This window comes from Ahrensia sp. 13_GOM-1096m (assembly GCF_000620605.1).
Taxonomy (GTDB): domain Bacteria; phylum Pseudomonadota; class Alphaproteobacteria; order Rhizobiales; family Rhizobiaceae; genus Ahrensia; species Ahrensia kielensis.
In genome coordinates, this window is sequence record NZ_JIAX01000013.1 from 177,933 (window position 1) to 198,030 (window position 20,098).

Annotated in this window: 23 protein-coding genes; 9 read left to right on the top strand and 14 right to left on the bottom strand. The window is 49.2% G+C overall.

Translation table 11 applies throughout. From position 1 onward, the window contains the following. Nucleotides 1-30: 30 nt before the first annotated feature. A complete protein-coding gene (locus N530_RS0111830; RefSeq protein ID WP_211097898.1) occupies nt 31-759 on the top strand; it encodes a 1-acyl-sn-glycerol-3-phosphate acyltransferase in 729 nt (242 codons plus the stop codon). Here N530_RS0111830 and N530_RS0111835 read toward each other — a convergent pair. After that, a complete protein-coding gene (locus N530_RS0111835) occupies nt 740-1,267 on the bottom strand; it encodes a gamma-glutamylcyclotransferase (protein WP_026480855.1) in 528 nt (175 codons plus the stop codon). The two genes, N530_RS0111830 and N530_RS0111835, sit on opposite strands and share 20 nt — an antisense overlap. Before the next feature lie 51 nt (nt 1,268-1,318). On the opposite strand from N530_RS0111835, the gene N530_RS0111840 reads away from it, so the two are divergent. Next, nucleotides 1,319-2,320, top strand: coding sequence for a DUF2125 domain-containing protein (locus N530_RS0111840; protein WP_026480856.1), 1,002 nt, complete (start codon nt 1,319-1,321; stop codon nt 2,318-2,320). A gap of 10 nt (nt 2,321-2,330) precedes the next feature. On the opposite strand, the gene N530_RS0111845 is transcribed toward N530_RS0111840, so the two are convergent. From N530_RS0111845 to N530_RS0111870, 6 genes are all read right to left on the bottom strand, one after another. Next, the gene (locus N530_RS0111845) at nt 2,331-3,242 is read right to left on the bottom strand and encodes a prephenate/arogenate dehydrogenase family protein (protein ID WP_026480857.1); all 912 of its coding nucleotides are present in this window, start codon (nt 3,240-3,242) and stop codon (nt 2,331-2,333) included. 19 nt (nt 3,243-3,261) lie between these two features. Beyond that, nucleotides 3,262-4,380 carry a histidinol-phosphate transaminase gene (hisC, locus tag N530_RS0111850; protein WP_026480858.1) on the bottom strand — a complete coding sequence of 373 codons (1,119 nt, stop codon included), beginning with the start codon at nt 4,378-4,380 and terminating at the stop codon, nt 3,262-3,264. A gap of 26 nt (nt 4,381-4,406) precedes the next feature. After that, the gene (locus N530_RS0111855) at nt 4,407-5,192 is read right to left on the bottom strand and encodes a chorismate mutase (protein ID WP_026480859.1); all 786 of its coding nucleotides are present in this window, start codon (nt 5,190-5,192) and stop codon (nt 4,407-4,409) included. Nucleotides 5,193-5,276: 84 nt separating this feature from the next. Beyond that, nucleotides 5,277-6,017: a methyltransferase domain-containing protein gene (locus tag N530_RS0111860; RefSeq protein ID WP_026480860.1), complete on the bottom strand. Its 741-nt coding sequence runs from the start codon at nt 6,015-6,017 to the stop codon at nt 5,277-5,279. 129 nt (nt 6,018-6,146) lie between these two features. Further along, on the bottom strand, nt 6,147-7,052 hold the full coding sequence (locus N530_RS0111865; RefSeq protein WP_026480861.1) for a DMT family transporter: 906 nt from the start codon (nt 7,050-7,052) through the stop codon (nt 6,147-6,149). A gap of 23 nt (nt 7,053-7,075) precedes the next feature. Continuing rightward, a complete protein-coding gene (locus N530_RS0111870; protein ID WP_026480862.1) occupies nt 7,076-7,858 on the bottom strand; it encodes a DUF3108 domain-containing protein in 783 nt (260 codons plus the stop codon). A 221-nt stretch (nt 7,859-8,079) separates the two neighbouring features. Between N530_RS0111870 and rpmB the strand changes: the two genes are divergently transcribed. From rpmB to N530_RS18685, 3 genes are all read left to right on the top strand, one after another. Beyond that, nucleotides 8,080-8,370 (top strand): 50S ribosomal protein L28, encoded by a 291-nt coding sequence (gene rpmB, locus N530_RS0111875; RefSeq protein ID WP_026480863.1) that lies wholly within the window; start codon nt 8,080-8,082, stop codon nt 8,368-8,370. A gap of 91 nt (nt 8,371-8,461) precedes the next feature. Further along, nucleotides 8,462-9,082, top strand: coding sequence for a VUT family protein (locus N530_RS0111880; protein ID WP_026480864.1), 621 nt, complete (start codon nt 8,462-8,464; stop codon nt 9,080-9,082). Between the two features lie 73 nt (nt 9,083-9,155). Beyond that, entirely contained in the window at nt 9,156-9,749 is a 594-nt protein-coding gene (locus tag N530_RS18685) for a hypothetical protein (protein WP_051540922.1), read from the top strand. Here the strand turns inward: N530_RS18685 and N530_RS0111890 are convergent. Genes N530_RS0111890 through N530_RS0111905 form a run of 4 tightly spaced genes read right to left on the bottom strand, consistent with a single transcriptional unit; the run spans nt 9,746 to nt 14,307 of the window. Then, nucleotides 9,746-10,747: an esterase-like activity of phytase family protein gene (locus N530_RS0111890; RefSeq protein WP_026480865.1), complete on the bottom strand. Its 1,002-nt coding sequence runs from the start codon at nt 10,745-10,747 to the stop codon at nt 9,746-9,748. The two genes, N530_RS18685 and N530_RS0111890, sit on opposite strands and share 4 nt — an antisense overlap. Continuing rightward, complete coding sequence (gene cobT / locus N530_RS0111895; RefSeq protein WP_026480866.1) at nt 10,740-12,638, bottom strand: cobaltochelatase subunit CobT; 1,899 nt, start codon at nt 12,636-12,638, stop codon at nt 10,740-10,742. Before cobT ends, N530_RS0111890 begins: the two co-directional genes overlap by 8 nt. Before the next feature lie 10 nt (nt 12,639-12,648). Further along, nucleotides 12,649-13,635: a cobaltochelatase subunit CobS gene (cobS, locus tag N530_RS0111900; RefSeq protein WP_026480867.1), complete on the bottom strand. Its 987-nt coding sequence runs from the start codon at nt 13,633-13,635 to the stop codon at nt 12,649-12,651. Between the two features lie 51 nt (nt 13,636-13,686). Continuing rightward, nucleotides 13,687-14,307, bottom strand: coding sequence for a J domain-containing protein (locus N530_RS0111905; RefSeq protein WP_018690228.1), 621 nt, complete (start codon nt 14,305-14,307; stop codon nt 13,687-13,689). A gap of 142 nt (nt 14,308-14,449) precedes the next feature. On the opposite strand from N530_RS0111905, the gene N530_RS0111910 reads away from it, so the two are divergent. After that, nucleotides 14,450-14,737, top strand: coding sequence for a BolA family transcriptional regulator (locus N530_RS0111910; RefSeq protein ID WP_035267072.1), 288 nt, complete (start codon nt 14,450-14,452; stop codon nt 14,735-14,737). Nucleotides 14,738-14,755: 18 nt separating this feature from the next. Here N530_RS0111910 and N530_RS0111915 read toward each other — a convergent pair whose 3' ends face one another. Genes N530_RS0111915 through N530_RS0111925 form a run of 3 tightly spaced genes read right to left on the bottom strand, consistent with a single transcriptional unit; the run spans nt 14,756 to nt 17,726 of the window. After that, the gene (locus tag N530_RS0111915; protein WP_026480869.1) at nt 14,756-16,006 is read right to left on the bottom strand and encodes an HlyC/CorC family transporter; all 1,251 of its coding nucleotides are present in this window, start codon (nt 16,004-16,006) and stop codon (nt 14,756-14,758) included. Next, nucleotides 16,007-17,131: a 3-dehydroquinate synthase gene (gene aroB / locus N530_RS0111920; RefSeq protein WP_026480870.1), complete on the bottom strand. Its 1,125-nt coding sequence runs from the start codon at nt 17,129-17,131 to the stop codon at nt 16,007-16,009. Then, nucleotides 17,124-17,726, bottom strand: coding sequence for a shikimate kinase (locus N530_RS0111925; protein WP_026480871.1), 603 nt, complete (start codon nt 17,724-17,726; stop codon nt 17,124-17,126). The genes aroB and N530_RS0111925 overlap by 8 nt, the downstream gene beginning before the upstream one ends. Nucleotides 17,727-17,868: 142 nt before the next feature. Between N530_RS0111925 and N530_RS0111930 the strand changes: the two genes are divergently transcribed. From N530_RS0111930 to N530_RS0111945, 3 genes are all read left to right on the top strand, one after another. After that, entirely contained in the window at nt 17,869-18,054 is a 186-nt protein-coding gene (locus tag N530_RS0111930) for a hypothetical protein (RefSeq protein ID WP_026480872.1), read from the top strand. A gap of 44 nt (nt 18,055-18,098) precedes the next feature. Then, on the top strand, nt 18,099-19,016 hold the full coding sequence (gene xerD / locus N530_RS0111935) for a site-specific tyrosine recombinase XerD (protein WP_026480873.1): 918 nt from the start codon (nt 18,099-18,101) through the stop codon (nt 19,014-19,016). Between the two features lie 96 nt (nt 19,017-19,112). Beyond that, the gene (locus N530_RS0111945) at nt 19,113-20,069 is read left to right on the top strand and encodes an acetyl-CoA carboxylase carboxyltransferase subunit alpha (RefSeq protein ID WP_026480874.1); all 957 of its coding nucleotides are present in this window, start codon (nt 19,113-19,115) and stop codon (nt 20,067-20,069) included. The last annotated feature ends 29 nt before the right edge of the window (nt 20,070-20,098 follow it).

Here is a 20,098-nt window from a genome sequence, read left to right on the forward strand (position 1 = left end):
TTCGTTTTTTACTTTTCCACGCTGATCTACATGATTGTGCTGTTGCCGTTTTTCTCTATTGGAAAACGCAAAAATGCTTGGTGGGTGCCGCGCTTTTGGGCACGCTCGAATCTGTGGTTTTTGAAAATTATCTGCGGCACAAAACATGAGGTGACAGGATTTGAGAATATGCCGGAGGGCGGCTATATTCTTGCGCCTAAACACCAGTCCGCATGGGATACATTTGCATTTGTGCCTTGGTGGCCGGACCCAGTTTATATTCTAAAACGTGAACTAAAATGGATACCACTGTTCGGGTGGTTTCTGATGCGTATGAAAATGATCGGTATTGATCGCGGTAGCCGCGAGACTGCGATTAAATCGATCAACAAGGGCGCTGGGGAAGCGATTAAAGATGGTCGCCAGATTGTTATTTACCCTGAGGGCACGCGCCGTCCTGCAGGTGCAGAGCCAGCCTATAAGGCCGGTATTTTTCATCTTTATGAAAATTTGAATGTGCCAGTGGTGCCGATTGCCCATGTTGCGGGTCTGTTTTGGCCGCGCCGTAAGTTTTTACGGTTTCCGGGCACAATCAAAGTTGAAATTCTAAAGCCGATACCGCCCGGTCTTTCGCGCCGTGAATTTATGGCTGCATTAGTATCGTCTACGGAAGAAGCTTGTGACCGTTTGCTGCTGGAGGTTTATGATGGACCAAATCCGCCGCCATTTTCGTCTATAGCGCAGGCGCGCATCGATGAACTTAAGAAGAGCGCTTCCTGATATTGTCGGCAACAGCTTGCAGCCAATGATCCTTAATGCCCAAGCTTTTTACATGGTCAGCGGTGTTAAGCACATAGTCCTCGTTTGGCCCCATGCCGCCGGCGGCACCACAAACGCGCTCGACGGCATCTTCAACCGATAGCCGGCCTGCATATTGTTCGTGGCGATGGTCGGCGACATAGATGAGGCCGTCCACACGTTCGCCGCCGTCTAATGTGAGTTTGCCCATTCGTTCGAGATAAACATTCGTGACAAGCTCGCGTTCGCGTAAATAGGCTATGACGTCATCTTTGTCATTCGGCGCAACTTTGAACGCTAGGCCAACACAGGCGCCGCCATTGTCGAGCCCCATCACAAGGCCGGGGCGTTCACGCGTGCCACGATGTTCCCAAGATGTAATGCATAGCGAGCGGTGGTAGCCTGATAATCTGGCGCGGCGTTTTTCGGTAAATTTAAAATCGGGCTTCCACATTAAAGAGGCATAGCCGAACACCCATAGATCGTTCATAATTCATCCAACTTTCAATCGTATTTATGCGTAACTGCAAATGGAGAAGTCATGTCCAGCGATAACGCAAAAAAGCCCTATAATGCAAAGCGGCGTATTCAGTTCTTGTCTGCCTTTTCGGTCTTTTTGATCGTGGCTGCAACGGCTGGGTGGTATTTTGTTGCAGGTAAAATTGACGAAGCTGCCGGAAAATTGATCAGTGTGCAGGCTGCTAAGGGCAATGTTGTTGAGTGCGACAATCGGATTGTGCGCGGATATCCATTTCGGTTTGGCGTTTTTTGCGATGCAGTTTCTTACAATGATGACAAGAATAACGCCCTCATCATTAAGGCTGGTGCCTTTCGCTCTGCTGCGCAGTTCTATGATCCACGCAAGATAATTGGTGAGTTGGATGGGCCGCTTGTCATTGAGCAACCTTCTATGGCGCAAGATATTAAGGTGAGCTGGTCATCGATGCGCAGTTCTTTTGTGGCGACAAACCCTTTGCCGCAGCATGTTTCGATTGTTGGCAAAGATGTGCGCATCGAACAGAGCGATGATGCACCGCGCATTGCTGCAATCGGCCTTGAAAGCCATATGCGGATTAATGGCAATGATCTGGATCTTGCTGGCCGCGCGCAGGAATTGTCGATTAAAAACACAATTGCTCAAATAGAAAACCTGCCACCGCTTGGGCTGGATTTTGATGCAACGGTAAAAGACGGGGCAGCGCTTTTGGCGTCAAACTCTTTGCAGTTGCGCGGCACGGACTTGGATGTGCGGCGAATTGGTGTTCTGCTTAGCGACGATCAAGGTCTATTACTCAGCGGCCCTTTGAAGGTCGATAATCAAGGGCTGATCGACGGTGAACTTACGTTACGCATTATTGATGTGGATGCAGTCTCGAACTTAATTGGCAAAGCACTGCCAAATATCGCGCCTATGCTTTCGGCTTTTGCTGCGGGACAGCCGCGCAGCGGCGAAAAAAACGATGAAGTTGAGATGACTCTTTCAATTACAAAGAGCCAGATCAGGCTTGGCTTTATTCCACTTGGCAAGCTCAAGCCGCTTTAACGCCTCTTTATTAATCCTTGTGCGGTGTGCGGCCAAAGTTTGGTGTATCGACATCTTGACCTGCTTCAATAATAGAGCGGCGGATGGAGCGCGTTTTGGTGAACAGCTCAAACAGAGCATCGCCGTCACCGCGCCGAATGCTTGCGCGCATGGAGGATAGATCCTCTGAAAAACGGGCAAGCATTTCCAAGATAGCGTCTTTATTGTGCAGGCAGACATCGCGCCACATTGTAGGGTCGGATGCCGCAAGGCGGGTAAAATCGCGAAAGCCTGATGCTGAATATTTGATGACATCGGCTTGTGAGACCGTTTCAAAATCAGATGCTGTGCCAACAATATTGTAACTGATGAGCTGGGGCAGGTGCGAGACAAGCGCCAATACTTGATCGTGATGAACAGCGTCCATTGTTTGAACATCAGAACCGCATGCCGTCCAAAAGGCGCTAAGCTTTTGCAATGCTTCTGGGTTCGTGTCTTCGTCCGGCGTTAAAATACACCAGCGGCCTTCAAATAGGCTCGCAAAGCCAGCGTCGGGACCAGAATATTCCGTACCTGCGACGGGATGGCCTGCAATGAAATGCACATTGCTTGGCAATTCAGGTTTCATCTGACGAATGACAGAGGCTTTTGTTGAGCCGACATCCGTGACAATGGCACCCGGTTTTAGCGACGAGGCAATTTGTGCGGCGACCGCACCCGATGCGCCAACGGGCACAGATATAATCACAAGATCTGCATCTTTTACCGCTTCGGCTGCATCCATTGTGTAATGCGTACCAAGGCGCAATTCTTCTGCGCGCTTTAGCGTTTCTTCACTGCGGGTTGAGACAACGACGTTGGCCGCAATCTTCTCCCGCTCAATCACGCGCGCCAAAGACGAGCCGATCAAGCCAATGCCAATTAAAGCAATGCGATCAAACATAGGATTATCCAGAGGCATATCAGGCCGTTTTCATAAATTCGGTTAGTGCGTTGATGACACCTAGATTGGCTTCTTCAGAACCAATTGTCATGCGTAAAGCGTTTGGCAATCCATAAGCCGCAACAGCACGTAGAACAAAACCGCGTTCAATCAGATAGTCATTAGCGCCTTGCGATGTATGAACGGCATCACCATCAGGAAAATGGATCAGCACGAAATTGCCAACACTTGGAGTGACTTTCAGACCAATATTGGTAAACGCCTCGGTGAGTTTCGGCAGCCATTCCTCATTATAAGCAATTGCCTTATCAATATGAGCGCGATCTTTCATCGCTGCTGCACCAGCTGCAATTGCCGCTGTGTTGACATTAAACGGGCCGCGCACGCGATTAATCGCATCAACAATGTGAGCAGGCGCATACATCCAGCCGATGCGCAGCGCTGCAAGGCCATAAATTTTTGAGAATGTGCGCGTCATGACAACGTTTTGGTTTGCTGAAACCAATTCGATGCCGGAGGCATAATCATTGCGCCGTACATATTCTGCATAGGCAGCATCAAGCACCAACATAACATGCGGCGGCAAGTTTTCCTGCAAGCGGCGCACTTCAGCGTCGCTCATATATGTGCCTGTTGGGTTGTTTGGATTGGCAAGAAACACGATCTTAGTGCGCTCTGTCACCGCTTCTAAAATAGCGTCGACATTTGCGTGCAAATCTGTTTCGCGCACCACAACCGGTACACCGCCAGCAGCTTTGATCTGGATTTTATAAACAAGGAAGCCGTGCTCGGTGAAGATGCCTTCATCGCCGGGACCTATATAAGTGCCTGCAAGCAAGCCCAAAAGTTCGTCCGAACCGTTTGAACATAAGATGTTCTCAGGGTTTAGGCCATGTGTCTTTGCAATGGCATCGCGCAGTTCGGTAGCAGAACCGTCGGGGTAAATTTCAAGCTTATTTGCAATGTTATTATAAGCATCTATTGCAGCGGGGCTTGGGCCAAGCGGCGTCTCATTCGAAGAGAGCTTGTGCAATTTAACATTTGGATTGGCCTTGTCGCTGCCAGGTACATAGGCTGCAATATCAAGCACGCCTTTGTTAGGCTCTGGGCGAGTGGCTTTTGGTGATTGTGAGGTCATCTTAATATCCAGATTATAAACGCGCTTTACGCGGCCGATTCTACTTGATCGAAATAGCCGCCTACAGCGCGAATGTCGAGCATGCTCTTTGGTGCGGTGCCACCATCGGCAATCGCGATGAGCGCCTGATGCTTGCCTTGTTCGTCTGTATCAATTGCGATCACTTTGCCGCCTGTCCAATCTTTTAAGGCGTCGGCACTTGATACATATCCAGCATAAGTGCGCCAATCAAAAGGGATTGATTCAGACGTTGGCGGTGCAACAACAAATGCATCCACTGACGGCAGTTTAGATTCAAGCAGAACCGGAAGCCGTGCCATCAAGCCGAGGCCGTTTTTGCCGCCAAGATATTGCCACCAGCATTTTTCGCCATTCACCGCGATAACGGCCAAAGCGTTTCCGGTCTCGGCCATAACGTTCAATGCTTCTTTTGCGGTGGCGTGGTTTTCAAATGGAACAGTGAAGCCGAATTGAAAGCGTGCCATATCGCGCAGCAAATTGGTGTCGCCCACATTAGATAGGTGGACCGTGTAATTGGCTTGCAGAAAAGTAAATGTTGAAATGATATCGCGCCAGATATGGATGATCATCTCAAGCGGCAAGCTTCCTGCGTGGCGCTTAGCAAATTGGACCATCATGCTGGCTTCACGGCCCGGATGAAATGCTGCGCCTTTTTGCGTCGCGGCACCTTTAACCTTGATAAGCTCGTCAATAACGCTGGCGCGCTGCATCAAAAGATTATGGACTGATTCATCCACAGCATCAATTTTAGCGCGAAGTTCTGTCAGTCGCTGAAGATTATTTGCAGTCATTTTATTCTCTGGCTTATTGAATGTCTGGGTGTCCAAGTGCTTGAGCACTTTGTGTACGTTGAGTTTGTTGCAAATGCAAAGCCATCAATCCACTTGGTTTCTGGTCGCGCCTTGCGGGGAAAGGGCAGGAACGAAAACACGTCTCGATTGACGTTCTGCGACAGGCAAGCCCTGATAAAGTTGCTTTTGAGCTTCGATTACAATGGCACCGCCAAACAGACGGCCGATGCGCAGGCCGACCGCTTCAAATTGGTTGGAAAGCTTGAGCGCTAAAAAGCGCCGACTAGGCGGAAAGAAAAGCGCTTCTGTTTCGCGGGCAGGCGTGAAATTTGTTTCGCGGAGCAGATTTCTTAATTGCCCAGAGGAAAACGGGCGGCCATTGCCAAAAGGCGTTGTGTCTATTCGCGCCCATACACCGCGCCTGTTCGGCACAACCAAAATTAATTTGCCATTGGGTGCGAGGACGCGCCAAAATTCCATTAATGTCTCGCGTGGGCTTTCGGCATATTCTAAAGCGTGAACGGCAAGTATTCTATCGATTGAACTATCGGCAAGGGGCAGTTCTTCATCAAATACAAGCGCAGAACGTGAAGGGCCGGTGCGTGGCCACTTAGCTGCGCCGTGCGCTGCAAGCATGAAAGCTAATGTGATCTGTGAGTCATTTTCAAATCGCTCCAGCCAAGGGCGCGTATAGCCAATGCCGACGAGGCGTTCTTTTGCAACCGGCTCCCATATCCGCGTTAACGCCATTGCAATCGCGTTGTTGCTGCGTTCTCCGAGCGCGGAATGATAAAACGCGCGCATTTCCACGATGTCGGCGTTCATGAGCATTTACTCTGCTGTGTTACATGGGGTTGCACCATAAAGGGAATGTGCGATGTGCTGGCCCGTTCGACAAGGGCTAAATGGTCATGAAGTGAGGGAATTGTCTTCAAACATTTGCACTCTGCAGGCTTAAAGCTGATCAGGCTTGCGGCGGCGAATAATGTTTTTCGCGGCCAGCATTGCACCAAATGTTATCAGCAAGCAGGCAAACACAATTGACCATGAAAAGATTGCGCGGCCAAAAGCAATTAAAATGATGGTTGAAAGCAGGGGCGCTGCATAGCTTGAAGCGCCAATGACTTGGACATCGCCGCGCTTCATGCCGTAATCCCACGTGTAAAATGCTGCCCCGACGGGCAGAAGGCCAAGGCCAATAATGGCCAGCCATTGCAATGTGCTGCTTGGCAAAGTTGTTTCTTCAAACATCAAATGAGCGGCCAAGGCGAGAACGGTCGTCACGGCACAATAGGCTATGACGCTTTTTGTCGGGACATCCGCAAATTTTCGCGAGGCCAAAGAGTAAGCGGTCCAAGTGAATGCAGCTGCGAAGGCGAGCCCATAACCAAATGCTGCTGCTGGGTCTATGGTGAAGCCTTTGCCGCCTGTCACAATGAGAATTGTACCAGCAAAACCTGCAAATGCGCCCAATACATGATGCCAGCCTAGCTTTTCGCCGGGCAATAAAGCGCTGCACACAACAATGAGTAGCGGCCACAGATAGGCAATTAGGCTTGCTTCCACCGCAGGGGCGTTTTTCAAAGCACCAAAATAAAGCGCGTGATAAGCAAAGAGTGCAATGCCGCCCGCTAAAGCGACACGCAGCGGGATTGGATTTTCGTTTGTTGGCTTTTTGCGACCGATATTCCAAATGATACCAATCAGCGTGCCGATGAAAAACGTCATGAACGCTAGCTGAAATGGCGGAATGTTGCCTGTCGCATCCGTGAAAAGAGCCAGCAGCGCCCACATCAATACCGCTGTGAAGCCGATGATGGTTGCGCTATTTGTGTGCGTCTCGCTGCTGTCTTTATCCATGCTGGATGTGTTGATGACGCGGTTTATTTTGTCAATGCTTCAAAACGGTTCGCTCTAATATTTGCCATGCCTATGCGGGTTTTAATTTTCGCCGCAACTGGCGCGAAATAACCTGTGTTACCAACGGGGGCAAAGCTGATTTCAATGCGGCCACTGTCACGCATCCAGTTTATGTCTTTTTTGTTTGCGTCATAACCGGAAATTGGTTTGAAAGAGGCGCGGCACGTTACGGCGTCGCCGCTATAGCCTTGGGCCGAAAACGGGATCGTGCGCAAATAGCGCATTGGAAAATCAGCGCGCATCTCACCGTCGAAAATCTTTAGCGTATTGTTACACACATCTTGAAATGATTTTGCAGGCACAAGAATCGCCGCCATCGGGTCCAGCACATCGTTTAGATGGCTTTTTTGTACCTCAACCCATTTGCCTTTTTTCTTAGGTTTTGGGGTGTTTGAAATTTTCGTCACGTTGCCGCCAGAAAATCCAAGCGTTGTTCTTTTGCTTTTGCCGCCATCTTTGTATTTCACGTCAAATGCAGTGGCGAGCACTTTATCATTATTTAATTTGCCGCTGGCTGTTAGGCTTCCAGTTGTTGATGTGAAAACAGTGGCAATGCCAGAAGCATTTAATGATCCTGATATTTTGTATTGATTGTCATTAATAGATGTCTTGAATTCGCTTTTGCCAATGTTTATTCCGATGATGGATATTGAATATTCGCTTGCGAAATCAGCTGCTAGACCTGAATTTGTCGTTGCCCCTGCGCCTAAAGCTGCAAATGCCATAAATTTAAAAAGGCGCTTCATTGCCTGCTAATCCTATGTAATAAGTCCCTTGTGACTACGCCTAGTGTGTAATTTGGCCTTTTATATGATCAATTCTGTCCATGTAAGGCATTGACCTTTCCGAAACTCAACATTATAGAAACCCGACTCCTCGCAAAGTCTATTGACAGCGTCGGCGGCCGTATGCGGTTTCGCTTTGATCTTTAATGGACGAGAGGCCATAAAAATTTGAGGTACTAACTATGTCCCGCGTATGTGAATTGACAACTAAAGCCGTTATGACTGGCAACAATGTTAGCCATGCAAACAACAGAACACGTCGTCGTTTCTTGCCAAACCTTTGCCAAGTTACATTGATGTCTGACGTGTTGGGCGAAAAATTCCGCCTTCGCGTTGCTGCGTCAACACTTCGCTCTGTTGAGCACCGTGGCGGCCTTGATGCATATTTGGCAAAAGCTAAAGCTACTGAGCTTTCACAGCGCGCTCGTTTGATCAAGCGCCGTATTGCGCAGAAGCAAACTGAAGCGGCTTAAGCCTTTTCAAGTCATATTTATATTTTAGTGTGAGCGGGCAATTGTCCGCTCCTTTTTCTCTCCAGCTGGTGGCATCACCCAGGGTAAAAAAATGCTTATGTTAAAAAACACCCCCTTTTTCATTATCGCTATGTGCGCCGTTGTGCTTGCTTCCAATTTTCTTGTTCAGTTTCCTGTTCAAGCTCAAATTGGTGGGATTAACCTCGCGGATATTTTGACGTGGGGCGCCTTTACCTATCCGCTCGCCTTTTTGGTTACGGACCTTACGAACCGCCGGTTTGGTAAGTCACAAGCCAGAATCGTTGTGTTTTCTGGCTTTATTATCGCTGTTGCATTGTCGATCTGGTTGGCAACGCCGCGTATCGCGATTGCATCTGGTTGTGCATTCCTATTTGCTCAAATGTTGGATGTTTCCATATTTGATCGTTTGCGCGCTTCTGCGTGGTGGAAAGCGCCGTTTATATCGACGCTTTTGGGCTCAATCCTCGACACTGTTTTATTCTTCGGGATCGCTTTTGCACCGATGTTTGGCTTTTTGGACTTTGGTGGTCAGGATGGATCGCTCGGCTTTGCCGTGCCGTTTCTAGGCATTGGGGCAGAGGCACCGTTGTGGATGTCACTGGCCGTTGGTGACTTTACAGTGAAAATACTTGTCGGTTTAGCAATGCTATTTCCCTACAGGCTGGTTATTAAAACCCCTGCGGTTATCTAACCAAAGTTTAGATCAAAATATTGCAATGGTTCCTGCGTCTGTATAAAGTATTTCGACTGTGGGAGTTGGCGTTATGTTTAAGAAGATTACTTTATTATTGAGCACGTTGTTGCTGTCCAATGTGGCTCATGCTGGCGAAAAGACTCTTTCTGAAGGTGTGTCTTTATTTGTTGGGCAGTTTTCGGCTTCCTCGTTTCCAGGCGATGCCAATATTCCCTTTGGCGGCGACCTTGAGAACAATTATAATTTCGGCATGATCTATAACCGTGACATCGGTGAACTTGGCTACGGCTTCTTTTGGGGCGGCGAAGTTGGCGGTGCAATCCGCCTTGGTGAAAATCAGCCAACAAGCGCTGAACTGTGGGCAGGCGCAACCATTCGTCATCAAGGGCTTGATATTGGCTTTGTTAACGTCGCGCCACGCTTTACTTTTGGTTTAAGTGCCGTCACCGACACAATCGGCTTGGAGACTAAGCGGGCTCATGCGGCAGGAACAGATGCGGCGTTGCTGTTTTATCTAGGCCCTGAAATTGCCTTTAGCTTTGAACAGCTACCAAAGACGGAATTTTTCTATCGCACGCATCACCGTTCTGGTGCCAATGGTACATTGTCTAATATGAGCGGTGGGCATAACGCGCATGTCTTTGGCGTTAGGCGTAATTTTTAATTCACGGTTTCGGTGAGTTTAAATTCTAAAAGAAGATTTCTTTGAATCAGTGAATGATTGTCATCGGAGATGATTGTCAGGCGCGGCGTGCCGTCTTGGTCCGTCGTGATCGACAGGCCTTCCATATTATCGATCTGGTAAAGCATATCGGCTTCCAACAAGACGTCGCCATCAACGGTAGAGTCTGGCTTGATTTCACTTGCGTCGAGATGGCGAAGGCGCATCGCAATGCCGGATTCTATGTTAAACCGCCGTTCGAGAATGATTAGATTGCCATCCGGTAAAAAGCCAAGGTCGGTGATATCAAACTCATCGCTTCTGACGACAGAGAACTGGAAACTGCTGCCATCATCATTGCGCACAAAGCCCATCATGTTTTGATCTTTGTCGAGGCTCTTTTCACTGATGCCAACAAGCGCGCCATTGAGCGCGGTTTGTAGCGGTGCAAAGCCGATGGCTTCAAAGCCGCGATTGTCACGAAGCTCATAAAGCGGAACATTGGGCGCGCTGGTGCTTTGGAAAGAATAAGAACCATCTGGTTCAATTTTATAGGTGTCTATGCGGTGTGCACGTTCAAAACCAACGACAACAAGGTCACCTTTGCGGGTGATGCTTTCTGCATCAGCTTGCCATTTTTTAGTGATGGGTATGCCGGCTGCGTTCGTAATTTCCTGCAAATTTGCTGAAAGGCCGGTCGGTTTGCCTTCATCATTGCGCAGGATTTTTCCGTCAATCCAAAAGCCGGTGTCGAGAACGCCGATAAAGTCTATTTGATTGGGTGAAACGCTGATGCCGGACCATCCGCCGAAATCACGCGATCCGCCTGTCATCTCGAGGCCGCCAACAAATTCAAGGGGGCCGAAAGTCTTTTCATTTGAGCCAATTTTAAATTGCTCAATCGATCTTGCTTTAACCTCAAAGCTTTGAACGGTCTGGGCCATTGCGGGCGCAATCATCAGAGCTAGAAAGCTAACGATCACAATTTTGAATTTAACCACGGCGCTTACCTCCGGTTTTTTCTTCAAACAATGAGGCGAGCTGTTCTGTCATCGCGCCAGCCAGCTCCTCGGCATCAACGATTGTGACGGCGCGCTTATAATAGCGCGTTACATCATGGCCGATACCAATTGCGAGCATTTCGACATTTGAGCGGGTTTCGATTTCCTCAATCACAGCACGCAAGTGACGTTCAAGATAATTGCCCGGATTGACCGACAATGTTGAATCATCAACAGGCGCGCCATCTGAAATCATCATCAAAATTTTGCGTTGTTCTGAGCGCGCAGCCAAACGGCGATATGCCCATGTCAGCGCTTCGCCATCAATATTTTCTTTCAGCAAGCCTTCGCGCATCATAAGGCCAAGATTCTTGTTGGCACGGCGCCAAGGGGCATCTGCTGATTTGTAAATTATGTGGCGCAGATCATTGAGACGGCCCGGCTCCGTAGGCTTGCCGTTTTTCAGCCAAGCTTCACGCGCTTGCCCGCCTTTCCAGGCACGGGTGGTAAAGCCAAGCACTTCCACTTTCACGCCGCAGCGCTCAAGTGTGCGTGCCAGAATGTCGGCACATGTCGCAGCCACCGTGATTGGGCGGCCACGCATAGAGCCGGAATTATCGATCAAAAGCGTGACAACAGTATCGCGGAAATTGGTGTCTTGTTCGCGCTTGAACGATAGAGCGCCAAAGCCGCCGGCTTGTTCCTCGATAACAATGCGGGGAAGGCGCGCAGGGTCAAGATAACCTTCTTCTTGGTCAAAGTCCCATGAGCGGTTTTGCTGTGCCATTAAGCGGCGTTGCAAACGGTTGGCTAGACGGCCGACAACGCCTTGAAGATTAGCAAGCTGTTTGTCGAGAAATATCCGCAAGCGTTCAAGTTCAGCAGCGTCGCATAGATCTTCTGCGCCGATGGTTTCATCAAACTCGGTTGAATAAACTTTGTAATCGATGTCGGAAAGGATGTCATGAATGCCAGGATCGGGGCGTTGAGCTTCGCCAGGCTCTTCGGCCTCCTGATCAAAGTCTTCATCCATCTCGTCGCCAGTGGCGTCGGATTCATCCATCTCGCCAGCTTGCGATTCTTCGCTTTCAATGGGCGTATCGTCTTGCTCAGTTGACTCGTCGCCTGACTCTTGATCGTCTAGGCCGCCATCGTCGTCATCGTCTTCTGGTTCCGGCGATGATTCATCGTCGGACTCGTCTTCGTTCTGGTCTTGACCATCACCTTCATAGTCTTCGGCCATTTCCATGCGGAAAAGTATGTCGCGCACAGTTTTGGCAAAGGCTGCCTGATTTTCCATATCATCGGCAAGGCGCTCGATCTCAGCGCCTGCTTTATCGTCAATCCAATCACGCCATAGATTAACAACAGAGGCTGCGCTTTCAGGTGTTTTGCGGCCTGTTAGGCGCTCGCGCACAACAAGGGCAATCGCCTCTTCAATCGGTGCGTTTTCTTTTTCGGTCACGCCAGCAAGGTTGGAGCGAATGAATTTATCTTCGACCATAGCGGCAAGATTATCGCCAACGCCAGTCATGCGCTTTGCGCCAATTGATTCAACGCGTGCTTGCTCGACAGCTTCATAGACAGCGCGTGCCTGATCGCCTTCGGGCAACATGGTGCGATGCACCGATGCGTCATGGCATGCAGCACGCAGGGCCATTGAGTCGCCAACGCCGCGCGTGATCATCACATCGTTTTTGGTAACGCGCTTTGGCAGGTCTGGAATACGGGCGTGGTTGCCAGCGAAAGCAGGCTTATCATTTGAGAAAACAACTTCCAGCTCTTGCTCGCCTGAAATGGCGCGCATGCAAGCTGTTACCGCTTTTTTGAACGGTTCCGTATCAACCTTTTGGTTGGGTTTTCTCTTATAATTATCGCCGGGTCCTGCCACGTTGTCTCCGTTAACTTAGCACAACATTGGCAGCTGATTCAGCAAGCTCTTCGCCAAAACAACGCTGATAGAATTCAGCAACAAGCGTGCGCTCCAGATCATCACATTTGTTCAAGAATGTTAGGCGGAAGGCCATGCCAATATCATTGAAGATTGCGGTGTTTTCAGACCAAGTAATAACGGTACGCGGCGACATGACAGTTGAAAGATCGCCGGCAATGAAAGCGTTACGTGTTAAATCGGCAAGGCGCACCATTGAGCTCACAGTCTCGCGGCCTTTTTCGTTTCGATATTGCGGCGCTTTAGACAGGATGATTTCAACTTCCTGATCATGGGGCAGGTAGTTGAGTGTTGTCACGATAGACCAGCGGTCCATCTGCGCTTGGTTGATCTGCTGTGTGCCGTGATAAAGGCCCGTTGTATCGCCAAGGCCGACAGTGTTGGCTGTGGCAAACAGGCGAAACGCTGGGTGCGGCTGGATCACGCGGCTCTGGTCGAGCAATGTCAAACGGCCAGAAGATTCGAGAACACGCTGGATGACAAACATCACATCGGGGCGGCCTGCATCATATTCATCGAAAACAAGCGCAACATTGTTTTGGTATGCCCAAGGCAAAATACCGTCTTTGAATTCGGTGACTTGCTTGCCGTCTTGCAACACGATGGCGTCTTTACCGACAAGGTCGATACGCGAGACGTGGCTGTCCAAGTTAATACGCACACAAGGCCAGTTAAGGCGCGCTGCAACCTGCTCGATATGGGTGGATTTACCCGTGCCGTGATAGCCTGAAACCATGACGCGGCGGTTATGAGCAAAGCCTGCCAAAATAGCGAGCGTTGTTGGCTTGTCGAAAACATAGCCTTCATCCGTTTCCGGCACATAGCTATTGGCCGTGGTGTAGGCAGGCACTTCAAGATCGACATCAATGCCGAAAGTTTTGCGTACATCAACCATTGTGTCTGGCATATTCGCGATATCGAGATCGATCTTATTCATAGTGTCTCCTTGATGCGCTATGCGCCATCATCGTCCTTAAATGTGCTGGCTTTAAGCCATGCCTGCTGATTTTAAAATTTTATGCGCCTGAATGACTTCACGGAAAATTTCTTCCGATGTGCGGTCACCGCCATTGGCATCTGGATGGTGCTTTTTTACAAGCTCTTTATACTTCGCTTTGATTTCATCAGAGCTTGCTGTTTGCTCAAGACCGAGCGTGCGAATGGCTTTTGCTTCCAGCGGCTTTAAGCGGCGGCGCACTGGTTTGGCGTTGACAACGCTGTCCCATGCGGTTGGATTGCGCATGCGCATCGCTTTGGCAGAGCCAGATTTCATGTCAGCAAAAATTGGCGCAGAGCGATTCGATTCGGCGTTTGCCGTGCCCATTTTCCACGTTGGGCGATCGCCAACTTGTGAATTTTTCTGGAACTTGGCAATGTCGTCATCCGACAAGCCAGAGAAATAATTGTAGTTCTTGTTGTACTCGCGAACGTGATCCGTGCAGAACCAGAGATATTCTCCCTCTCTGTCCCTGCCTGCAGGCGCTTTATGCGCGCCAGCGTTCTCGCAGCCTGCCCATTGGCATTTGTTGCGAGCCTCTTCTTCGGCTTTCTTTTTTTTACCACCCGGATTGATACGGATGCTATCGAAGTATTTTGATCGTTTGGTCATATTACCGATGTGGGATGTGAAACCCGCTAAACAAGGATTGACAGCATTGTCACCGTCACAATAGGCACAAATTAACGTGCATTTGGCGACGCTCCGGTTTAGCTGGACATGAGCAGTGTTGCAAGGCTGGAAAGGCGATGAAATGGGTTCAATTGAAAAACAGATAAGAGACATCTTGTCTCAAGCGCTAGATCCGTTGCGAATGGAGGTCATTAATGAGAGCCATATGCATGCAGGTCATGCCGGTGGGTCGGCAGATGGTTCGGGTGAAACGCATATGCGTGTGCGGGTCATTTCAGCAAAATTTGATGGCGTAGGGCGCGTTCAGCGACACCGCTTGATCAATGAATTGCTTAAGCCCGTTCTGGACGAAGGTTTGCATGCGTTGGCTTTAGAGCCAGCGGCAACCACCGATAATGTGCGCTGGTAGTGCTCGTTTGGCTTAAACTTATTTGATGCGCAGTTTTTCGATGCGGTTTTTCACACGCTTGAGAACAAGAAACCGTTTGCCGTAAAAAGTGAAAGCTTGTTTTTCCATCGGGATAAGTTTTGCCTCATGGATAACAAGACCGGCAATGGTGGTTGCTTCTTCGTCAGGCAAGTCCCAGCCCAATGCGCGGTTTAGGTCGCGAATCGGCACGGAGCCATCAACCAGCACAGAACCGTCGGCTTCATTTTTAACGCCAGTAACCTCGATGTCGTGCTCATCGGCAATCTCGCCGACGATCTCTTCGATGATATCCTCTAGCGTGACCAAACCTTCAAGCTCGCCATATTCATCAACAACGATGGCGACATGGGCTTTCCGGCGCAAAAAGGCGTTAAGCTGATCGTGCAACATTGTGGTGTCTGGCACAAACCAAGGTTTATTTGCGATTTTTAAAATGTCGATTTTGGCCGGGTCATTGTCGACCGTGTGCAGAGCGCGCAGCATGTCTTTAGCGTGAACGATGCCGACAATATTATCGGTTTCACCGCGCCAAAGCGGCAGGCGGGTATATTGGCTTTCCAATATTTGCTTAACGATCATTTCGGATGAATCGTCAGCATTGACCATCTCGATATTTGTGCGGTGGATCATCACATCTGAAACATCGAGCTCGTTTAAATCAAGCAATCCACCAAGACGCGCACGGTCTTCCTTGTCCACAGAACCTTCTTCATGCAGCACTTCTACTGCGCCGCGCAGTTCATCGTGGCCAGAAAGAATTGATTCATTGTCATCAAAGCGCACGCCAAAGGCAGCCAGAATAGAACGGACGATTTGATCTACCGCATAGGCGAGCGGTGAGACGATCATAACAAAAATGCGGATAATGGGCTGAACAGCCAATGCGAACTTATCAGTTTTAGAAATCGCCAGATATTTCGGCATGACTTCGGCAAAAATTACCAGCAATACTGTCATCACGATTGTTGCATAGACAACGCCGGTTTCGCCAAAAATATTCAAGAACAATGTCGTCGCAATCGCAGAGGACAGAACATTGATCATGTTGTTGCCGATCAGAAGTGCGCCGATAAGACGCTCCTTGTTCTCGGTCAATTTATTGACGCCTTCGCCGCGCACGTCGCCCTGGTTGGCCAATTGTTTCATGCGGCCGCGCGAGACGGCTGTGAGTGCTGTTTCGGAACCAGAGAAAAAGGCGGACAGAGCAATCAAGACGATGATTGCGAGTGTTGTTATCCAAATTTCCATTTAGCTCTCCAAAATCTCTGTCAAAAAGGCATGCACTTCTGCTGCCGGCACATCATTGGCAATATAGGATTGGCCTATACCATGTGTCAGAATAAAGGTGAGATTACCGCGTGAGACTTTTTTGTCTTGCGCGATGAAATCCATCATTTGATCGGCCGTTTTTACGTGATTGCGCAAACCAGACATATCTGTCGGCAATCCGACTTTTTTAAGATAATTCGTCACTCTCACCGTATCATCAGGCGATGATTGGTTCATGCGGGCGGAAAAAGCATGCGCGAGTACCATGCCGATTGCCACGCCTTCACCATGAACCAAGACGTCCGATTGGTATTTTGTAATACCTTCCAGCGCATGGCCAAATGTGTGACCAAGATTAAGCAAAGCACGTTCGCCAGCTTCGAACTCATCACGGGCAACAATGGCCGCTTTTGCGCGGCAGGATGTTGCGACAGCGTGAATGCGTTTTTCGCCGCCTTCTTGAATGCCATCCCAGTTTTGCTCAAGCCAATCGTAGAAATCAGCATCATTGATGAGGCCGTATTTAATCACTTCGGCAAAGCCCGCACGAAACTCGCGTGCAGAAAGCGTATCAAGAATTGCGGTGTCGGCGAGCACGAGTTTTGGTTGGTAGAATGCACCGACAAGATTTTTGCCCTGCGGTGAGTTGATGCCGGTTTTGCCGCCAACGGAACTATCGACCTGCGAAAGAAGCGATGTGGGTATTTGTATGAAATTCATGCCGCGGCGCACAGAGGCGGCTGCAAAGCCTGCCAGATCGCCGATAACGCCGCCGCCAAAAGCAACGACTGCGTCACCGCGCTCAAGGCGCATTTCGATAATGGCCTCGATGACAGTTTGAAGGTGCGTATAACTTTTTGTTGCTTCACCAGCAGGAAGGATGATCGGTTTGGCTTCAACGCCTGCGGCTTTTAGATTTTCCTGTAGAGCTTCTAAATGGATTGCAGCGACATTTTCGTCGGTCACAATCGCGCATTTTGCATTTGGAAGAACGGATTTAATTTGCTCGCCCGCCTGCAAAAGCAGATTGTCGCCGATTAGAATATCGTAAGAACGGTCAGCAAGTTCGACCCGTACCGTTTCAATGAGATTACTATCACGCATGGCGGCTGGACTTTCCGTTCTGATTGCTTTGCTCGGATAAGTGATCATCCAATGCTTTGATGACGATGCAGGCCATCTCGTCTTTTGTAAGGTCTTCCGAAAGAACTTCGATATTGGCTTTTGCGTATATAGGATAACGCTTGTCTATGAGGTCGAGCATGATCGCGCGTGGGTTCGGGTTCTTTAACAGCGGACGCGTTGCTTTTTTGCTCACGCGAGTCATGAGCAAATCAATCTCGGCTGATAACCATAAGGATACGCCATTTTGATGAATGATATCGCGTGTTGCTTCATTGATAAAAGCCCCGCCGCCGGTTGCCAGAACTTGCGGGCCGCTTTCCAAAACACGCTTTATCACGCTTGCTTCAAGGCGGCGGAATTCGGGTTCACCATATGCTTCAAAAATTTCAGCAACCGGCATTTTTGCCGCCGCTTCGATTTCTGTGTCAGCATCAATAAAGGGTAGGTCCAGCGCAAGTGCCAGTTTTCTGCCGATAGCAGACTTTCCTGCCCCCATTAGGCCAACAAGCGCAATGGTTTGATCGCCGATCAGGTTACGCACATTGGCCGCGCGCTTTTTGGTTGCCATATCCATGAAACTGTCTTTCGCTCTGGACTGCTTAGCGCATAAACTTGTCGTCAATGTCAAGAATGTCAGTGCTGTTGAGGCCATTTGGCGGTTGATTTGTGTAGGAAAAGCCGCTTATGAAGCAGGATGAATTCTTGGGTGATATGATATGCCGAGTTTAATTCGGTTTTTAATGACAATTGGGCTGATCGCTGGTGCCATTTATGGCGCGATGTTTGCGCTCGTCTTGTATGTGGAGCCCACCAAGCGGGAAATGAGCGAACGTGTGCCAACCGACAAGATAAATCCTGTTCGGCAAGAGACTGGTTCTGATGCTAGTACCAACGCACAATAATATTCTTCGCAGATCAGTAAGACTTTGAAGCTATAATATGCCATATGATCGATGCATTCTTAGAAATGATGAGCGCTGAACGCGGCGCTGCTGCCAATACCCTATCATCTTACAGGCGTGATTTAGATGATGCGTCTGGTTTTTTACGCATCAACAATAATGTTAAACTTGCTCAAGCATCACAAAGTCAAATCGCGGACTATATAGGCTCGATGGAAGCTGCGGGGTTTGCCGCCTCCAGTCAGGCAAGGCGGCTTTCTGCGCTAAAACAATATTATCTGTTCTTATATTCAGAAGGTGTGCGCGAAGACGATCCAACGGCAACGATCACAGCGCCTAAAAAAGCACGCACACTGCCAAAAACGATGAGCGAAGATGATGTTTCACGTTTGCTTGGTCAGGCGGAATTAGAAGCTCAAGCGCCGCAACGATCAAAAAAGGCTAAGGCGCGGGCTGTTCGCAATCACGCGCTGCTGGAAATGTTATACGCAACAGGTTTGCGCGTAAGCGAGCTTGTCAGTTTGCCTGTCTCTTTAATGCGCCGTCATGAACCGTTTTTTATTGTCAAAGGTAAAGGCAATAAGGAGCGCATGGTTCCGATGTCTCAAAAAGCAATGGATGCCGTTGATTATCATTTGGAAATACGAGACCTGAATGACAAATCAAAACAGTGTAAATGGCTTTTTCCAGCTGATAATTATGAGCAAGCGCTTGCGCGGCAGGTTTTTGCACGTGATTTAAAAGCAATAGGCGCGCGCTGCGGCTTGGCTCCTAGCCAATTGTCGCCCCATGTTCTGCGCCATGCTTTTGCAACACATCTTTTGCAAAATGGTGCAGATTTGCGTGTGGTGCAGCAATTGCTGGGGCATTCGGATATTTCCACGACGCAAATTTATACGCATGTGCTGGATGAACGTTTGCATGCTTTGGTGAGCGAGCATCACCCTTTGGCGCAAATTTAGTATGTTTTTGGGTGCATCAAGTTTGCAAAGCTTGACATTGGTGTTTGAAACCGCCACCTCACGCTACAAGAGTAAGCGTGAAAATGGCAGAGTTCTATGACCAGCTATCTGGAATTTGAGAAACCTATCGCGGACCTTGAGGGTCAAATCCTCGAGCTCAAAAAGATATCCGCAAAAGAAGAAGGCGCCGTTGATACCGCCGATGAGATCGCACGGCTTGAAAAGCGTTCGCGTGATGCTCTTGTCGATATTTACCGTAAGCTGACGCCTTGGCAAAAAGCGCAAGTTGCGCGCCATCCTTCCCGCCCGCACGGCATTCACTATATTGATGCGCTGTTTACTGATTTTACGCCGCTTGCTGGTGACCGGAACTTTGCAGAAGACCATGCGATTCTGGCTGGTTTTGCACGTTTTCAAGGCGAATCAGTTGCTGTGATCGTGCAGGAAAAAGGTTCTGATACGAAAACGCGCCTCAAACATAATTTTGGTATGGCGCGGCCTGAAGGTTATCGCAAAGCCGTCCGCATCATGGATCTGGCGAACCGATTTGGAATTCCTGTTATCACACTGGTTGATACATCCGGTGCATATCCAGGAATTGGCGCAGAAGAGCGCGGCCAAGCAGAAGCTATTGCCCGTTCGACTGAAAAATGTCTGAACCTCGACGTGCCTATTATCTCCGTTGTTATCGGCGAAGGCGGTTCTGGCGGTGCGATTGCTATTGCAACTGCCAATAAGGTTTTCATGCTGGAACATGCGATTTATTCGGTTATTTCGCCTGAAGCGGGGGCATCAATTCTTTGGCGTGATTCTGCACGGGCAAAAGATGTTGCAACGGCTATGAAAATAACCGCGCAGGATTTGCTGCAGTTCAAAGTTATTGACGGTATTATTCCTGAACCTTTGGGCGGGGCGCACCGCGATATTGATGCCGTCATGGTCGATGCAGAAAAATGCATTGCTGATGCTCTTAAAGAGTTTGAAGGCAAAGAGGGCGCTGAAATTAAGCGTCAACGCCGCGAAAAGTTTCTGGCTATCGGGCGTAATCTTTAAATTACACCAATCGCTTACGTCATTTGTCG

What these genes read in the sequence shown, in the direction of transcription:
- N530_RS0111830 (WP_211097898.1), top strand. Translation starts at nt 31, where the DNA reads ATGATTGTGCTGTTGCCGTTTTTCTCTATTGGAAAACGCAAAAATGCT.
- N530_RS0111835 (WP_026480855.1), bottom strand. Translation starts at nt 1,267, where the DNA reads ATGAACGATCTATGGGTGTTCGGCTATGCCTCTTTAATGTGGAAGCCC.
- N530_RS0111840 (WP_026480856.1), top strand. Translation starts at nt 1,319, where the DNA reads ATGTCCAGCGATAACGCAAAAAAGCCCTATAATGCAAAGCGGCGTATT.
- N530_RS0111845 (WP_026480857.1), bottom strand. Translation starts at nt 3,242, where the DNA reads ATGTTTGATCGCATTGCTTTAATTGGCATTGGCTTGATCGGCTCGTCT.
- hisC (WP_026480858.1), bottom strand. Translation starts at nt 4,380, where the DNA reads ATGACCTCACAATCACCAAAAGCCACTCGCCCAGAGCCTAACAAAGGC.
- N530_RS0111855 (WP_026480859.1), bottom strand. Translation starts at nt 5,192, where the DNA reads ATGACTGCAAATAATCTTCAGCGACTGACAGAACTTCGCGCTAAAATT.
- N530_RS0111860 (WP_026480860.1), bottom strand. Translation starts at nt 6,017, where the DNA reads ATGAACGCCGACATCGTGGAAATGCGCGCGTTTTATCATTCCGCGCTC.
- N530_RS0111865 (WP_026480861.1), bottom strand. Translation starts at nt 7,052, where the DNA reads ATGGATAAAGACAGCAGCGAGACGCACACAAATAGCGCAACCATCATC.
- N530_RS0111870 (WP_026480862.1), bottom strand. Translation starts at nt 7,858, where the DNA reads ATGAAGCGCCTTTTTAAATTTATGGCATTTGCAGCTTTAGGCGCAGGG.
- rpmB (WP_026480863.1), top strand. Translation starts at nt 8,080, where the DNA reads ATGTCCCGCGTATGTGAATTGACAACTAAAGCCGTTATGACTGGCAAC.
- N530_RS0111880 (WP_026480864.1), top strand. Translation starts at nt 8,462, where the DNA reads ATGCTTATGTTAAAAAACACCCCCTTTTTCATTATCGCTATGTGCGCC.
- N530_RS18685 (WP_051540922.1), top strand. Translation starts at nt 9,156, where the DNA reads ATGTTTAAGAAGATTACTTTATTATTGAGCACGTTGTTGCTGTCCAAT.
- cobS (WP_026480867.1), bottom strand. Translation starts at nt 13,635, where the DNA reads ATGAATAAGATCGATCTCGATATCGCGAATATGCCAGACACAATGGTT.
- N530_RS0111905 (WP_018690228.1), bottom strand. Translation starts at nt 14,307, where the DNA reads ATGACCAAACGATCAAAATACTTCGATAGCATCCGTATCAATCCGGGT.
- N530_RS0111910 (WP_035267072.1), top strand. Translation starts at nt 14,450, where the DNA reads ATGGGTTCAATTGAAAAACAGATAAGAGACATCTTGTCTCAAGCGCTA.
- N530_RS0111915 (WP_026480869.1), bottom strand. Translation starts at nt 16,006, where the DNA reads ATGGAAATTTGGATAACAACACTCGCAATCATCGTCTTGATTGCTCTG.
- aroB (WP_026480870.1), bottom strand. Translation starts at nt 17,131, where the DNA reads ATGCGTGATAGTAATCTCATTGAAACGGTACGGGTCGAACTTGCTGAC.
- N530_RS0111925 (WP_026480871.1), bottom strand. Translation starts at nt 17,726, where the DNA reads ATGGATATGGCAACCAAAAAGCGCGCGGCCAATGTGCGTAACCTGATC.
- N530_RS0111930 (WP_026480872.1), top strand. Translation starts at nt 17,869, where the DNA reads ATGCCGAGTTTAATTCGGTTTTTAATGACAATTGGGCTGATCGCTGGT.
- xerD (WP_026480873.1), top strand. Translation starts at nt 18,099, where the DNA reads ATGATCGATGCATTCTTAGAAATGATGAGCGCTGAACGCGGCGCTGCT.
- N530_RS0111945 (WP_026480874.1), top strand. Translation starts at nt 19,113, where the DNA reads ATGACCAGCTATCTGGAATTTGAGAAACCTATCGCGGACCTTGAGGGT.